11 protein-coding genes and 1 pseudogene are annotated in these 15853 nt (G+C 60.4%); 9 read left to right on the top strand and 3 right to left on the bottom strand.

Annotated features, from left to right (window positions below; translation table 11 throughout):
• Positions 1–254: 254 nt before the first annotated feature.
• The 8 genes and pseudogenes from HHL26_RS22325 to HHL26_RS22285 all read left to right on the top strand — a co-directional run.
• Positions 255–1418, top strand: a complete 1164-nt coding sequence (locus HHL26_RS22325) for a CaiB/BaiF CoA-transferase family protein (protein WP_206377584.1) — start codon at positions 255–257, stop codon at positions 1416–1418.
• Between the two features lies 1 nt (position 1419).
• Positions 1420–2364, top strand: coding sequence for a 3-carboxyethylcatechol 2,3-dioxygenase (locus HHL26_RS22320; RefSeq protein ID WP_169576751.1), 945 nt, complete (start codon positions 1420–1422; stop codon positions 2362–2364).
• 86 nt (positions 2365–2450) lie between these two features.
• Positions 2451–4772, top strand: a complete 2322-nt coding sequence (locus tag HHL26_RS22315; protein WP_169576750.1) for a TonB-dependent receptor — start codon at positions 2451–2453, stop codon at positions 4770–4772.
• Positions 4773–4791: 19 nt separating this feature from the next.
• Positions 4792–6072, top strand: a complete 1281-nt coding sequence (locus tag HHL26_RS22310; protein ID WP_169576749.1) for a cytochrome P450 — start codon at positions 4792–4794, stop codon at positions 6070–6072.
• Positions 6073–6108: 36 nt separating this feature from the next.
• The gene (locus HHL26_RS24645; protein ID WP_206377583.1) at positions 6109–8664 is read left to right on the top strand and encodes an aldehyde dehydrogenase family protein; all 2556 of its coding nucleotides are present in this window, start codon (positions 6109–6111) and stop codon (positions 8662–8664) included.
• Between the two features lie 74 nt (positions 8665–8738).
• Positions 8739–9911: an acyl-CoA dehydrogenase family protein gene (locus tag HHL26_RS22295; protein ID WP_346765623.1), complete on the top strand. Its 1173-nt coding sequence runs from the start codon at positions 8739–8741 to the stop codon at positions 9909–9911.
• Between the two features lie 143 nt (positions 9912–10054).
• Positions 10055–11023, top strand: coding sequence for an alpha/beta hydrolase (locus HHL26_RS22290; RefSeq protein ID WP_240962556.1), 969 nt, complete (start codon positions 10055–10057; stop codon positions 11021–11023).
• Positions 11024–11221, top strand: a pseudogene (locus HHL26_RS22285) (CoA transferase); the annotation flags it as partial.
• Positions 11222–11399: 178 nt separating this feature from the next.
• On the opposite strand, the gene HHL26_RS22280 reads toward HHL26_RS22285, so the two are convergent.
• The 3 genes from HHL26_RS22280 to HHL26_RS22270 all read right to left on the bottom strand — a co-directional run bounded on the left by HHL26_RS22280 (position 11400) and on the right by HHL26_RS22270 (position 14512).
• A complete protein-coding gene (locus HHL26_RS22280) occupies positions 11400–12341 on the bottom strand; it encodes an MlaD family protein (protein ID WP_169576747.1) in 942 nt (313 codons plus the stop codon).
• Between the two features lie 70 nt (positions 12342–12411).
• Positions 12412–14028 carry an AarF/UbiB family protein gene (locus tag HHL26_RS22275; protein ID WP_240962555.1) on the bottom strand — a complete coding sequence of 539 codons (1617 nt, stop codon included), beginning with the start codon at positions 14026–14028 and terminating at the stop codon, positions 12412–12414.
• Positions 14018–14512 carry a MarR family transcriptional regulator gene (locus HHL26_RS22270; RefSeq protein WP_086486019.1) on the bottom strand — a complete coding sequence of 165 codons (495 nt, stop codon included), beginning with the start codon at positions 14510–14512 and terminating at the stop codon, positions 14018–14020. Before HHL26_RS22270 ends, HHL26_RS22275 begins: the two co-directional genes overlap by 11 nt.
• Before the next feature lie 360 nt (positions 14513–14872).
• Here HHL26_RS22270 and HHL26_RS22265 point away from each other — a divergent pair, with 360 nt between their 5' ends.
• Positions 14873–15853 carry an ABC transporter permease gene (locus tag HHL26_RS22265; protein WP_346765622.1) on the top strand — a complete coding sequence of 327 codons (981 nt, stop codon included), beginning with the start codon at positions 14873–14875 and terminating at the stop codon, positions 15851–15853.

Here is a 15853-nt window from a genome sequence, read left to right as displayed (position 1 = left end):
TGCGCGAGCAGCAACTCGTTCTTCTCGGCTTCGGTCAGCACATGAAGCGGCGGTGGTGAAATCCGTAGGGTGAATCAGCCAATCGACCTCCGCGCAACACTTTTTTGCCAACCCCGTGAGCAATTACCAAGAACCTTCGCGGTTCGCGAAATCACGCTTCGCGAATGACTTCTGGCGAACCGGCGGGCTTTGAATTAGTCCATCCGGACAGTCCGGCGCAAAAAAACCGGATAATGCTTTCAGAGAGGTGCCAGTTGACCGTCCGACCGCTCCCGCTTGAAGGCTTGACGGTTGTCGCGATCGAGCAGGCGGTCGCCGCGCCCTATTGCACTGCTCGCCTAGCCGATGCCGGCGCCAGAGTGATCAAGATCGAACGACCCTCGGGCGATTTCGCCCGCGGCTATGATGATGTCGCGCTCGGGCAAAGCAGCTATTTCGTCTGGTTGAACCGCGGAAAAGAATCGGTCGTGCTCGATCTGTCCGACGAGGCGGCGGTTTCGAGGTTGCGCGATCTCATAGCCGAGGCCGACATCGTCGTCCAGAATCTCCGGCCGGGCGCGATCGAGCGGCTTGGTCTTGATCCAGGCGAGTTGTGCGAGCGCGATCCGGCGCTGATCGTCTGTTCGATCACCGGCTACGGTCGCAGCGGCCCATTGGCACAGCGCAAGGCGTTCGATCTGCTCGTGCAGGCCGAATCGGGTCTCTGTTCGGTGACCGGCGGTCCGGAATCGCCCGGCAGGGTGGGAATTTCCGTGGTCGATATCGCAACTGGAGCAGCGGCGCACGCGGCGATCCTGGAAGCCCTGCTCGTGCGGAGCCGGACGAACGCCGGCGCCCTGATCGAGATTTCGATGTTCGACGTCATCGCGGAATGGCTGACTGTGCCTCTGCTCCAGACAGAAGCGGGACGAGCCCCGGGCCGCATCGGCCTGATGCATCCATCGATTGCCCCCTACGGGCTCTTCGTGACCTCCGACGTAATACCGCTGCTCCTGTCGGTGCAGCATGACCGCGACTGGGCGAAGCTGTGCGAGCATCTGCTGGGTGACAAAAGCCTGGCCGCGGATCCGCGGTTCGCGACCAATGTGGAGCGGGTCAGGAACAGGGAACTGACCGATGCGATGGTCGCCTCCGCCATTGCGTCGCGCTCGTTCGCGGACGTCAGCGCAAGACTCACGGCTGCCGAAACCGCATTCGCCTGCGCAAACGACATCAATGCGCTCTCGAACCATCCGCACCTGCGCCGGATTGCCGTCGAGACTCCGGCTGGAACCATCAGGCTTCCCGCTCCGCCCGCGCAGGTCCGCGGAGAGATGCGGCGGTTGGGTTCGGTACCGGCAATCGGCGGGAACGGCAGCTGCACGGCGCATCCGCATCATTCATGGAGGACAGTCTCGGGCTATGAGCGGGAAATATAAAGTGTCGTTCGCCCTCGCATGCGCTTCGCACACGCCGGTGATGTTCGACGGGGAACTGGCCAGTGCGGAAACATGCGCATCGGCGCGAAGCTCTTTCGAGCGGATGGCCAGGTTCGTTTCTGAGTTCGAACCCGATCTGATTATCGAGTTCGGTCCCGATCACTTCAACGGCTTCAGCTACTCGCTCATGCCCAGCTTCTGCCTCGGCGCCGCCGCGCGTTCAGCAGGGGACTGGAATTTGCCGCGCATCAACATGCCGGTGCCCGAGCAGACGGCGCTTGATTTGCTCGATCACGTCAGGCGCGACGATTTCGACATCGCGCTGAGCTACTCGATGGTCCTGGATCACGGCTTCGTCCAGATGTGGGACTGCATGTTCGGCGAGATCGACCGGTATCCCGTCGTGCCGATCTTCATCAATTGCGCGGCGCCGCCCCTGCCAAGCTACCGCCGGGTACGGATGCTCGGGAAGGCGGTTGGCGAATTTGCCAGGAAGCTCGACAAGCGCGTGCTTTTCGCGGCGTCCGGGGGCCTTTCGCACGACCCGCCGATCGGCGACATCCGCACCGCGAAGGGCGGCGCGCGACAACGCATGCTGGGATTGGTCACGGAAACCGCCGAAGACCAGGCCGTTCGCGAGGCCAGGGTCAGGGAATTCGGGCGCGAGGTCCACGAGGGTCGCGGGCGGATCATGCCCCTCAATCCCGATTGGGATGCGATGATCCTCGACATGCTCGCACAGGGCCGCTGGGATTTCTTCGATTGCCTCGATCCGGTTGCGGTAAGCGCCAAGTCCGGATCTGCGGCCAACGAAATCCTGTGCTGGATCGCGGCCGCCGCAGCGATGAATGCCTGTTCGCCCTATCGCGTCGTGCAGCAGGATTATGCGCCCGCTCCGGGCTGGATCGCCGGGGTCGGCCATCTCGCGGCTATCGAGGCGGGATGAAGGGACGCGGTCCTGAAAATTAGGTGGGCTGTTCAAAATTAGGTGGGCTGTTCAATAGCCGCTTAACAACAGGGGGGAGAAAAGAGATGCAAGGCATCAATTCGGGCATCAAGGTGATGCTGGCCATCGCGATCGGATCGAGTTGGGCAGCCATCGCCCAGGCGCAGGCCGTCCAACCGGGCGCCGATGTCGAAGAATCCAAGAGAGTTCCAGACGGAGACATCGTGGTCACCGCGCGCAAACGCGAGGAGAACCTGCGCGAAGTGCCGGTCTCGATTTCGGCGTTGAGCGGCGATGTGATCGCCGAAAAGCAGATCGTCAACCAGGCCGAGTTGTCATTTCGTGTCCCCAACTACCAGCAAACGAATGGCGTCAATGTCGCTTCGTTCATGCGCGGCATCGGCTCTGGATCGAATCCGTCGTTCGAGCAGGCCGTCGGCACGTTCGTCGACGGGATCTACGCGGGTCGTGGCGCGCAACAGACCTACCCCTATTTCGATCTTGAGCGGGCCGAGGTGCTGCGAGGTCCGCAGGTCACCCTTTATGGCAACAGCGCGATCGCCGGCGCTGTCAACGCTATATCCAAGAAACCCGGCGACACGCTATCGGCCGATCTCAAAGCCAGCTACGAGTTCAACTTCCGCCAGATCAGGCTGGATGGCGGGGTAACCGTCCCGGTTTCCGACGATTTCTCGATCCGCGTGGCCGGCTTTTTCGACAAGCTGGACAAGGGTTGGCTGCGCACGTTTCGACCCACGCAGTTCCCGGGCTGGACGCGCCTCGATCCCCAGTGGGAGAACTGGGGCGGTCGTATTTCGAGCCGCTACCAGATCGCTCCGGACCTTAAACTGGAACTCAAGTATGAAATCTTTCGCATAGCGCAGGACGGAAACACGCTTCAGCCGGTTTCCAACGCTGGCACGCCTACGGTCACCGAGTTCAAGTTCGACCGCCAGCGCTCGTTCGGCAATGGTCCGCCCCAGCCCAATTATGCCTACGATCCAATGCGGATGAAAAGCCAGACCGTGCAGGGGACGATTTCGCTGGATACCGATCTTGGCACCCTTTCCGCTACAAGCGCGTATGTCTGGTATAAGTGGTTCCTGAATACCGAAGCGGATATGTCGCCGGTACCGCTCTTCAATTTCGCCCATCATGAAGATTTCAACATGTTCAGCCAAGAGCTTCGGCTGACGTCGGATAGAGTTGGTAAGTTCGATTACATTGCCGGTCTTTTCTTCCAAAAAGAAGACCTGTTTCTGCAAGGTGAGTTCGAAGGCAACTTCGCCGCGATCGGATCTCCTGTGCCGGCATTCGCTCGCATCATCCGGCTTAACCAGAAGACCGAGTCATCAGCGGCGTTCTTCGATGGAAACCTCAAGCTGACTGACCGGCTCACGCTGAACCTCGGCGCCCGGTACCTGTACACCAAGAAGACCGCGTCGCAGTATTCGCGCGCGCACGACATCGTCGGCAACGCGCCGCGCCCGGACCTCGAAGTGCCGCTGGCGGCGTTGGGCAACCGTTCGTACTTCAACCTGTTCTATGGCCAGCCGCACGAATTCAAGGGGCTGTCGCTTTCGGAAAACCACTTCATGCCGCTGGCCGGTTTGAAGTATCAGTTCACGGACGACCACATGTTTTACGCCAAGGTCGTCAAGGGCGCGAAGGCGGGCGGTTTCGACTGGGCAGTCAACCACCTCAACCGCGACACCGTCGATTTCAAGCCCGAGAAGGCGACTTCCTACGAGGCGGGCGTCAAGGGCACGTTCCGCGACATCGGGTTGAGCTACGGCCTCACCGCCTACCGCATGGAGGTGAAGGATCTTCAGGTGAGTGCATTCGACGGCGCGCTGGGGTATATCGTCGGAAACGCGGCCGAAGCTCGGTCGGAAGGGCTCGAAGCCGATTTCAACTGGAATGTCGTCGAGGGTCTGCGCCTCAACGGAACACTCGGCTACACCGATTCGAAATACGTCCGGTTCCCAGGCGCCGCGTGCTCTGTCGAACTGCGGCTTTCGACACCCGCTGGAACCGTGTGCCGCCGTGACCTTTCGGGTGGACGGTTGCCATTCACTTCAAAGTTGTCCTGGTCGCTGGGTGGACAATACACCGCTGACGTGTCCGATTTCGAGATCAGGATGAATGTCGATTACAGCCACCGCGGTCGCACGAATATAGCGGCCATCACCGATCCGGGTCAGTGGGAGCGTGCGGTGGGTTTGCTCGACGCCCGCATAACGCTCAGTCCGGCCATCGGCGGATGGCGGGTCGCGCTGATCGGGAAGAACCTTACTAACGAGCTTTACAGCACCTACGGCACCGAGGCGCCCTCGAACCCGCTGGTCCGGCTGCGCAACACCGAGCGCCCGCGCCAGGTTGCACTGGAACTGGGCTGGAATTTCTGACCCTCCGCTTGGCGGGTCCATGGAGAATTGGGAAATGTCAGTCAGGTTTGAGGACAGCGCGGCGGTAGATTCACTTCTCGTCGATTCGAGTCTCTATGCTTCGCATGACCGGTACCACGATCTGTTTCGGTACCTGCGTGAACGCGAACCCGTCCGGATGACTCGGCCGGACGGGTTCGTCCCGTTCTGGACAGTGTCCAGATATGCCGACATCTGCGAGGTACAGCGGCAGCCGGCACTGTTCATCAACGAGCCGCGCAATACCCTGTTGCCGATCGCGGTCGAGGAGCGCCTCGAATGTGAGTTGGGCAGTAAGCTCATCATGAACACGATGCTCTCGATGGATGGAGCGGAGCATCAGTCGATGCGCCGGCTCGGCGCCCAGTATTTCACGCCCGGCGGCGTGGCGAAGCTGAAGGACGGGTTTCGACGGGCCGCAAACCATTACGTTGACCGGATGGCGGACCAGGGGTCATCCTGCGACTTCGTGCAGACCGTCTCAGCCTGGTATCCGCTGCGCGTCATACTCCAGGTTTTCGGACTGGATGAATCTACGGATCACGAATTGCATCTGCGGACCAGGGAGTTCATCAACTCCCAGAATCCCGCTCTAAGCGCCGAGGGCAAGCAGGGCGAGAAGATGCTGAAGTCGTGGAACGAGTTCTGCGACTATTTCCGGCCTCTGGTGGCAGACCGGCGGGCCAATCCGCAGAACGATCTTGCCTCGGTCATCGCAAACGCCACGTTTGATGGAGATCCGATCACCGACCGGCGCCTGTTTTCGTATTATATCCTGATCGTCGTCGCCGGACACGACACGACCAGTACGTCGCTGGGCGGAGGAATGCTGCAACTGCTGCGCGACCGGACGCAATTCGATCGGCTGAAGGCGGATCCCGCGCTCATTCCCACGGCAGTAGACGAGATGATTCGCTGGATGGCGCCGGTCAAGCATTTCCTGCGCACCGCGACACAGGACTACGAACTGCGCGGAATGCGGATTTCGGCCGGCGAGACGCTCCTGATGGCGCTGCCTTCCGGCTGTTATGACGAAGAGGTATTCGATCGCCCCTTCGTCTTTGATGTGGCGCGCAAACCCAACAAGCATATCGCGTTCGGGTTTGGCGCTCACGTCTGCCTTGGGCAATATCTGGCCCGGCTTGAGCTGGCGACTTTCCTCGAGGTCTTCCTGGAACGGATCGAGGACATGGACTTGTGTGGCACGCCGGAAGAATCGTCGACGCTGTTCCTCGGCAATGTCGATTATCTCCCCGTCAGCTACAAGTTCAAGGATAGGTGAAATGGCCGGAATGCGCATTTATAGGGAGGATACCCGTTGAAGATCTCCGCTGCGGTCCTTCGCGCCGCCGAGGCATCCTATGCGATCGAGGAACTCGATCTGCCCGATCCATCCCCCGATCAATTGCTGGTCCGCATCCGGGCGGCGGGATTCTGCCATACAGATGTGGTGCCAAGACGAACCCCGTCTCCGCCCGGAATGTTTCCCATCATTACCGGCCACGAAGGAGCTGGTGTCGTTGAGAAAGTCGGCGCAAACGTGGCGGGTATCGCGCCGGGTGACCATGTGCTGCTGTCCTATGATTCGTGCGGCGCCTGCGCGCAATGCCGCGCTGACCGGCCTTATTTCTGCGACAGTTTCGCGTCGCTCAACATCCATGGGTCGGCGCAGCAGGATTCTCCCGCGATCGACGGCGTAGGCGGACAGGTGCGCACGCGCTGGTTCGGCCAATCGTCGTTCGCGAACTACGCGCTAGCGACGGCGCGCAACGCGACCGTGGTCGATCGGGACCTTCCGCTGGACGTCCTGTGCCCTCTGGGTTGCGGCATCCAGACGGGCGCGGGAACCATCGAGAACGTGTTCGGTCTGCAAGCAGGGCAATCGCTTGTCGTGTTCGGCGCGGGTGGGGTGGGCATGGCCGCGATCATGATGGCGCGAGCGCTCGGAGCCAGCGTGATCGTCGCGGTTGACCTGGTCGAGACAAGGCTCGCAATCGCGCGCGATTGCGGCGCCAGCCATGCAGTCTTAGCAGGTCATGACAACCTTGCTGCGGTGCTGCGCGAAGCCGCGCCAGGCGGCGCGGATTTCAGCTTCGACACGACGGGCCGGAACGATGTCCTGTGCCAGGCGATCGAGGCGATCCGGCAGGGCGGAATTTGCGCGCAGGTAGGCGGGGTTGGCGATCTGGCCATCCCGTCCGCGAGCCTCAACGGCCGCACATTAACGCGGGTGATCGAGGGGAATGCCGTTCCCCAGCGTTTTCTGCTGAGACTGATCGAACTCTGGCGCAGGGGCGACCTACCGCTCGAACGCATCGTCCAGACATTTGACCTGGAGCAGATCAACGCCGCCGAGCGCGCTTCGTGCGATGGCTCGGTCATCAAGCCGGTCATCGTCCCGGGGGCGGGTAGGCACTCCCAAGCTTCGGGCGTGGGAGCTTTTCGAGGGATGGCGAAGGCGGAAGGCAAGATGGGTTTCAGGCTGCTGATTGATGGGAAACTGGAGGGAGGCGCCGGCACCCTCGACGTGGTCAATCCGGCGACGGGGGGACTCGCCGGTCGCGCCCCTCGCGCGAACCGGGCGCAACTGGACGCTGCGGTAACCGCAGCGGCGGCAGCCTTTCCCGAGTGGGCCGGGCGAAGCTGGGAAGATCGCGGCAAAGTTCTTAAGGTCATCGCGCGGGTCATCAGGGAAAACGCCGAGGAACTCGCCGCACTGATTACGTGTGAGCAAGGCAAACCCTTGTCGGAGGCGAGGCGTGAAGTGGCCGGTGCGTCCGCAACGCTGCTGGCCGTGTCGCAGATGCAGCTTGAGCCCAGGATCATCGAGGAATCTGCGGAGCGCAAGGTCTACGAAAGATTCGTTCCGCTGGGCGTTGTGGCGGCGATCGGACCGTGGAATTTTCCGCTGCTGCTGCTGGTTGCGAAGATCGCGCCCGCCTTGCTGACCGGAAACACCGTGATCGTCAAGCCCGCGCCTACGACGCCTCTAGCGGTTGTTCGCCTCGGCGAACTAGTCAAGGACGTTGTGCCAGCCGGGGTCATCAACATCATCGTCGATGACAATGATCTGGGAGACGTCCTGAGCGGTCATTCCGGCGTCGCCAAGGTTTCGTTCACGGGGTCGACTGTCACCGGCAGGAAGGTGATGGCCAGCGCCGCCAATACGCTCAAGCGTCTGACCCTCGAGCTTGGCGGCAACGATCCCGCCATCGTTTTGGACGATGCCGATCCAAAGGCCATCGGCCGCCGGTTGTTCGAGCAGGCGATGACCAATTCGGGGCAGGTCTGTGTTGCGATCAAACGGCTGTATGTGCCCAGGTCGCTTTGCGACGAGATCTGCGACGAGCTAGTCGCGCACGCCGAAGCGGCCATCGTCGGCGACGGCATGGATCCGGATTGTCAATACGGCCCCGTCCAAAACCGCCGACAATTCGATCGGATCAAGGAATTGATCGGCGATGCCATCCGCGATGGGGAACTGATTGCAGGCGGCATGCCGGACAGCGATCGCGCGGGATATTTCATTGCCCCGACAATCGTTCGTGGTTTGCCCGACGATGCCCGTCTCGTCCGCGAGGAACAGTTCGGTCCGGTCCTGCCGGTGCTGGTCTACGACGATCTCGACGACGCGATCACCAGGGCGAATACCAGTGAGTTCGGTCTCGGCGCCTCGGTATGGAGCGGCGATGCAGCGAGGGGCGAGGCCATTGCCGCGCGCCTTCAGGCCGGCACCGTATGGGTGAACACTCACGGCGAGCTTTCCCCGGCCATTCCGTTCCGCGGTAGCAAACTGTCCGGCGTGGGCACGGATTTCGGTGACGATGGCCTTGAGGGCTATTGCCAGCCGATCGTGGTCAATATTCGGATTTAAACGCAGTTGATCGGACGTCCTCGCAATTGAAGCGAAGCGTCCCTGATTTGGTCAATTAATAACGGTGGCAGCCAGTGCAGTTAAGTCGTTTTGAAGTGGACAGTCATGGCGATATTCGTGACGCCGTTCGTCGGCTCTGTGCGAATTTTGATAGCAACTACTGGCGCAAGCTCGATGAAACCCGCAGTTATCCGAAGGATTTCGTCGATGCCCTGACGCAAGCCGGATTTCTGTCGGTACTCGTTCCGGAAGCCTATGGCGGGTCGGGCCTTGGCCTTTCCGCTGCGGCGGCGATCCTGGAAACTATTCAGTCGGAGGGTTGCAACGGTGCCGCCTGCCATGCGCAGATGTATATCATGGGGACGATCCTGCGACACGGATCGGCGGAGCAGAAGCAGCAATTCCTGCCGCAGATCGCGTCGGGTGAACTGCGCCTCCAGGCCTTCGGCGTGACCGAGCCGGACAGCGGATCTGACACGACGTCGATCAAGACGACAGCGCGGCGCGAGGGTGACGAATTCGTCATCAACGGGCAGAAGATCTGGACGAGTCGGGCCGAACACTCCGACCTCATGTTGTTGCTGGCTCGGACCGCTCCCAAAGAATCAGCGGCACGACGGACCGAGGGATTGTCGACCCTGATCGTCGACATGCGGGCGGCGCAGGAGCGGGGGGAACTCACCATCCGCCCGATCCGCACGATGATGAACCATTCGACGACCGAAGTTTTCTTCGAAAACATGAGGATCCCGGCCGCGAACCTTGTCGGCGAGGAAGGGAAGGGCTTTCGCTACATCCTTTCGGGCATGAACGCCGAGCGGATCCTCATTGCGGCGGAATGCATTGGGGATGCGAAGTGGTTTCTGCGCAAGTCCGCGGCCTATGCCGGCGAGCGCGTCGTATTCGGACGGGCGATCGGCGCAAATCAGGGGGTGGCGTTCCCGATTGCCCGGGCATTTGCTAACATGCGGGCAGCCGAACTGATGGTCCATGAGGCCTTCGTCTGTTATGACAAGGGCGAATCTCCCGCCGCGGAAGCCAACATGGCAAAGATGCTCGCGGCGGAGGCGTCATGGGAGGCGGGCAATGTCTGCCTTCAGACGCACGGCGGCTTCGGCTTCGCGGAAGAAGTCGGCATCGAACGCAAATTGCGTGAAACCCGACTGTACCAGGTGGCTCCGGTCTCGACCAACCTGATACTAGCCTATCTGTCCGAACATGTCCTCGGCATGCCCCGGACCTATTAGCTGAGCGCAAGCTCGGAAATTCGCGCGTCGGACGTTTGACGCGGCTATCCGGCCCGAGCGCCATGCCCGTCCGCCTGCCTTGCCAATGAACACCGACCGAGCATATCGTATGACGCCGCGGCTGAATGGATGGAGAAACCCGAATGCCGAACGGACTGAGCGACATCGACGAGACATGGACCGGAGGCGCGGCGCTGCCCGACTGGTTTGAAAGGGCTTTGTCGGTTCCGCGGCACGAAGGCTTCGTCGATGTCAATGGCGTCCCGGTTCATTACTTTCGTTGGGGTAAGCGCGGCAAGCGACCGGTCCTGATGACCCACGGGTTTCTGGCGCATGCGCGTTGTCTGGCGTTCATCGCCCCCCTGTTTGCGGCGGATTACGACATTGTCGCCTACGATCTTTCGGGAATGGGTGACAGCGGGTCGCGTAATTATGCGGATGACGAGGGAAGGGCTGGGGAGATGATTGCTGTGGCCCAAGGCCTCGACATGTTCTCGACAAATGAAAGGCCGATCATAGTCGCGCACAGTTTCGGCGCCCGGGTCGGGGTCAACGCGGTCACGTTGGCGCCGGACCTGTTCGGAGGCCTGATCGCATGCGATATGATGTTGCTTCGGCCAGATGCCCAGATGGCGCTATGGGAGCGGGGACACGGCCCGCCGGGATCGGGAGATGCCAGCAAGCCTGTCAGTCGATACCCGGATTTTGCGACTGCGCGGAGACGATATGTGACGTCACCGCGTCAGGACGCCAGGGAAAGTTTCCTGATGGACTACATGGCCTTTCATTCCTTACGCAAGATCGGCGATGAATGGACGTGGAAGTATTCGCCGTCCGTCTTCGCGAGTTTGAACTCGAGAGATTCGTGGCTGGCCATCGCCGAGCGCTTCATTGATGCGAGATGTCGAAAGGCCATAATCTACGGGCGGGAAAGTCCCCTATTCACGGCCGATTCGCGTGATTATGTGCGAGAACAAGGGGGCGAGGACATCGCCATCGTGGAAATACCGGATGCACGCCATCACCTGATGCTTGATCAACCCATAGCATTTGCGGCGGCCATAGCAGCAATTCTGGCGGTTTGGACTGGTTCGTCCGTGTCCGGAAACTGAATGTACGTCCTTCTGACCGGACTGTCCGTGATCGAGGCGTCGTCGTTCGTCGCCTCGCCCTCGGCCGGGCTCTATTGCGGGCAGATGGGGGCGGAGGTGATCCGCGTCGACCAGATCGGCGGCGGTCCGGACTATCGCCGCTGGCCGGTGACGGCGGGCAACGATTCGCTGTACTGGGAGAACCTCAACCGGGCGAAGACCCCTTAGTCCATTTTTGGCTCTGCCTTTGCGCCACTTCAGGACGTTGCATCCACTCACGCGCGAAGAATTGAGAGGGTCGTTCTATCGTCCTGAGTTCGTGCTTCACAGAAGCTGATTGCGCGCCTGTGCATGAAGACGAGGGTCGGTCTGTTCCTGAGCGGTCGATCGCGATCATCTATTTCCTTTCCTCAGTCGTGGGACGGTAGTCAGGTAGTTTGGGAGATCCCACGCCTTCCCGGTCAATCTTCTTGGCCGCATCGCCCACGCGTCGAACTGGTTCGCGAACGGCGCGGGCGGTTTCGGCGATTTGTTGCGCATCCCCTTCCAATTGCCTGATCCGGGGCCGTGCGTGCGAAATGGATAGGCCCAGAGACCGGGCTTTGCCTTCGGCATCATGCAAGGGCCGGCCGAGGCTGTCGTGAAGACCGCCCCGCGATGCCTCGAGCCTCAGGCGAAGCCTCTCCGCGTCGTCTCCCGCCCGAGCCATTACATTCCCTAGAGAATGGATCCTGTCTTCCTGCAGGGCCTCCCCCGCGATTTGACTGACATCGCTTTTCCAGTTCCGCGAGCGCAGCGCGAGTTGGCCAAGACGTTCCTCGATGGATCGCTGACCGGCAGGGTCCAGCTTCTTTGAGATGCTATCGGCACCTGACGATATCTTGGCGATCATCTCGCCTGGATTGAGGTCGCCGCTGAGGAGGCCGCCGGTCTTCACTGGTACAAGCGGGAATGGCTGTCCCGCTTGAACTGTAAGTGCTGGTTCACGCTTGTTGCTTCCCGCCAGGCTTATCTCTGCCGATCCATCGAAGAATGATTTATCGACCGACGCTGTCACGCCGCGATGGAGTAAGATGTCCTTGGTAAGGACGAACCGGACCACGACCGTATCCGGATTTGAAGGTTGGAGCCGGACCTGGGTTACTTTCCCAACGGGAACACCAAGAAGGTTGACGCCCGATCCGATTTGAACGCCGTCGACCGATTGTTTAAACTGCACCTCATACGTGGCCCCGTCAGCCTCACGTGACTGGATGAGCCACAGGGTGAACCCAATGACGGCGGTTATGAGCAGGCCGACAACAAGGCTCACCTTCAACCAGTTCGAACGCGTTTCCATGTGACCTAGAAATCCTGGAGCCGGTAGCGCGACAAATGAGCTTTTAATTTTCGCGAGATTTGGAACGTGATCACCGCCGCTTCACTCGTTCGCCAATTGCCAGGGCAATGGAAAGCACCGCCAGCAGCCCGGCGATGATCGGTTCCGAGGCGAAAAGGATTGCAGCACATATTCCCAATGCTGCGGGGTAGAGCTGGGGAGTGGCTCTGCTGTTGCGCTCATCGCCGCGCAATCGTTCAAGATCCCTGGGTGCGATACTGACGGTGATCGATCCGGTACGCGCAACTCTCTCGATCTGTCCCACCAGGCTCGGCGTTGACAAGGCGGCTCTTCCAAGCGCTGCAAACAGCTTGCCCGCTTCGCCACGCAATCGCGCCGGACTCGTTCGCTCGCGCATCAGTTCCTTTGCCAACGGAGCCAGTTCTCGAGTGATGTCGAATGTCGGATCGATGCGCCGGACAAATCCCTCTGCCGTGAGCAGCGTCCGGAGCACCAGTGCCAGATCGGGCGGGAGCGCGAGATGAAAGTCGCGCAGTATCGCAAAGACGATTTGGAAAATGTCGGTAAGGTCAATTTGCTCGAGCAGGACATTGCTGAAACGGATGATCAGTTCGGCCAGGGCCTCTTCCAGCCTGACACGGTCAACATCAGGGTCGCCCGCCCAAAGCAGCAGAATATCGACGACCCCGCCTGTGTCCTCCGCCGCGATCGCCAGGCCAAGCCGTACCAATTCCTCCCGGCGTCGCGGCAGAAGCGTCCCCACCGCTCCGAAGTCGATAAGCCCCAGCGTTCCGTCCTCCAGGAAAAAGACGTTGCCTGGGTGGGGATCGGCGTGGAAATGACCATTGATGACGATCATGTGGAGGATCGCCTGCGCATAGGTGCTGGCGAGGCTAGTGAGATCAAGGTCGCTTTGCCGTGCCGCCTCCAGATTGCTTGCCGGAACGCCTCGAAACCGCTCCTGTATGTTGACACGCCTGCCGGACAACTCCCAGTCAAAGCGAGCCGTTCGCACGCCGAAAGCTTTGAGATACTCTCCGATCGTATCGCTGGCGCGAGCTTCCGCGCCAAGGTCCATTTCCCGATCGATACTTTCAGCGAAGTGGCGCAGCAGTTCGTCCGGCTTTAGTCGCGCGATCTCGGGGATGCGGCGCTCTGCGATCCGGGCGACGCGGCGCAGCAGCCGAAGGTCGGCGTCGACAATCCGCTCGATCCCGGGACGACGGACCTTGACGATAACGTCCCGGCCGTCGAGCAGCGTTGCTGCATGGACCTGAGCGATCGAGCCGGCCGCAATCGCTTCGTCTTCAAAGGAGGCGAAATAGCTTTCCACAGTTCCGCCGATCGCCTCTTCGATAAGTGGTCGCACGGTGGCGAACGGCAGCGGCGGAACCCGGTCCTGAAGTTTCGAAAGCGCATCGATCAAATCGGGCTCCAGCAGATCACTTCGCATTGCAAGAATCTGCCCGAACTTGACCGCTGCAGGACCGATATCTTGCAGCAGCGCAACGACTGCTTCTGGTCGAGCGCTATCAAATGGTTCCTCACCACCCAGTCTGAGACCTAGCCGGGAGGCCATTCCCTTGAGCCCGTGTCGCCCGAACAGAAGCAGGATTTGTGCGAACCGCTCCCGCTCCTTCAATGCGACCGCTTCAGGCCCGTCCATCAAATGAGGATCAGCCATCATTATGTGCCTTGAGCGTGGGGACGCGACCTTGGCGGAAGCCAGCTTGCGTTTCGAGTTGATCCACGACCTTGTCGAGGTGAAGGATCGCCCTATCCAATGCTTCCAGTTCTTCCGCGGTCAAGCTGCCGAAGGTCTTCGCCACAATGCCATCGTAGAGTGGCAGGGCCTGCTCCAGCATCGCCCTGCCTGCGTCCGTGATTTCCACGAGCTTTACACGACGGTCCTCTTCAACGGGCGAGCGCGTGACCAGATCATTCTGCTCCAACCAGTCAATCGCCTGGGTTACCGTGCGCGGGGCCTGATCGAAGAAGCTTGCAATATCGGTTGAGCGGCTGGGTTGCTCGGCGAGATATACCAGCAGCTTAAGACGGGCCATCGATGCACCTTGGGACGCAAGGTGCGTGTCGATCAGCCGCCGCATTCTGTACCAGGTCCAGCCAAAGGCCGTCGCGAGTGCGCGCAAATGAACTTCCTGAGGTTCCATATGTTATGTCCTTGCTCAATCTTCGATGGCATGGCAAGGGGAGAGGATAAAGTTATGACTGCGACGAAGCTGACCCCACTTGCACCTCTTGGCCCATGGCGTGCCATTGCTCGATCATCATCGTGAGACCCCAATGCTTGACCATGCCAAGGTTCAAGATATGCGCTGCGTGGCGTTGATGCCAGCAGCAGCCGAAATCGTCCGCTGCTCAATTCCCATGCTGCTAGTGCGATGATCGCGGCAGATTGGCATATTGACGAGGGTGGCGGCCCGACTCTGCATGTGAGAGGTGACTGGACTTCGCTTGCTTTGGGCGATGCGGAAGGGCGCCTGGGTGCCCAGGCGGCCAGGAGTCTAGTCGTGCAGCGTCTCGATCTTTCTGCTCTGGGGCGGATCGACACTGCCGGTGCCCTCCTGCTTTTGCGGTCCATGGCTCCAGACGCCGATATAGACTTTGGCGAAAGAGAGGATTTGCAAAGGCTGATAGACCTTGTTCGACCTGCCCTTGAACAAGATACGGCCGGTAAGGCTGGCGTCACTGGTGTTCTGGGATTTTTCGAGCGCTTCGGCCGTCAGGTAATCGGGATCGCCGATGACGCCTACCAGATGCTGGTGTTCACTGGGCAGCTTATTGTGGCGCTCGGCCGTACCCTTGGCGATCCTCGCCGACTGCGCATGACGCCGCTCGTCGCGTTCATGCAGGACGCGGGCATTAATGGGCTTCCGATAGTTTTTATCATGACCTTCTTCATCGGCGCGGTCATTGCGCTCGTTGGCACCAACCTTTTGACAACGCTTGGCGTTGAGGTGTTCACGATCCAGTTGGTGGGCGTGGCCATCCTGCGCGAGTTCGGCGTGGTGATCACTGCCATCCTTCTGTCTGGACGTTCCGCATCTTCCTTTGCCGCTCAGATCGGTTCGATGCGGATGAACCAGGAAACCGATGCGATGCAGGTTATGGGCGTGGACCGTTTCGATGCGCTGGTAATCCCGCGCATCTTAGCCGCGCTTCTCATGATGCCTCTTATGACCTTCTGCGCGGATATCGGCGGTCTTGCTGGCGGACTCTTGGTCAGTTGGGTGACGATTGATATCAGCCCGGTCTTCTTCATCCAGCGTACGCTTGAAACGGTGGACATTAAGCATTTCTGGATAGGCATGTGCAAAGCGCCGTTTCTGGCTCTGATCATCGCTGCTGCGGGCTGTCGGCATGGCCTTATGGTCGGCGGCGACGTCCAAAGCCTTGGTCAAAATGTGACGTCCGCGGTCGTCCAGTCAATCTTCATGGTCATTATGTTCGATGCGATTTTCGCGGTTATCTTCATGGCGCTCGATCTGTGA

Origin of the sequence: Sphingobium sp. TB-6, from assembly GCF_012927365.1 — a bacterium.
Lineage (GTDB): Bacteria > Pseudomonadota > Alphaproteobacteria > Sphingomonadales > Sphingomonadaceae > Sphingobium.
Note: the sequence above shows the minus strand (reverse complement) of the source record. Positions and strands in the feature narration are given on the sequence as shown.

Bases quoted from the DNA above. Each gene is read 5' to 3' on its own strand.
- HHL26_RS22315 (WP_169576750.1), top strand. From the start codon at position 2,451: ATGCAAGGCATCAATTCGGGCATCAAGGTGATGCTGGCCATCGCGATC.
- HHL26_RS22310 (WP_169576749.1), top strand. From the start codon at position 4,792: ATGGAGAATTGGGAAATGTCAGTCAGGTTTGAGGACAGCGCGGCGGTA.
- HHL26_RS22290 (WP_240962556.1), top strand. From the start codon at position 10,055: ATGCCGAACGGACTGAGCGACATCGACGAGACATGGACCGGAGGCGCG.
- HHL26_RS22275 (WP_240962555.1), bottom strand. From the start codon at position 14,028: ATGATGGCTGATCCTCATTTGATGGACGGGCCTGAAGCGGTCGCATTG.
- HHL26_RS22280 (WP_169576747.1), bottom strand. From the start codon at position 12,341: ATGGAAACGCGTTCGAACTGGTTGAAGGTGAGCCTTGTTGTCGGCCTG.
- HHL26_RS22270 (WP_086486019.1), bottom strand. From the start codon at position 14,512: ATGGAACCTCAGGAAGTTCATTTGCGCGCACTCGCGACGGCCTTTGGC.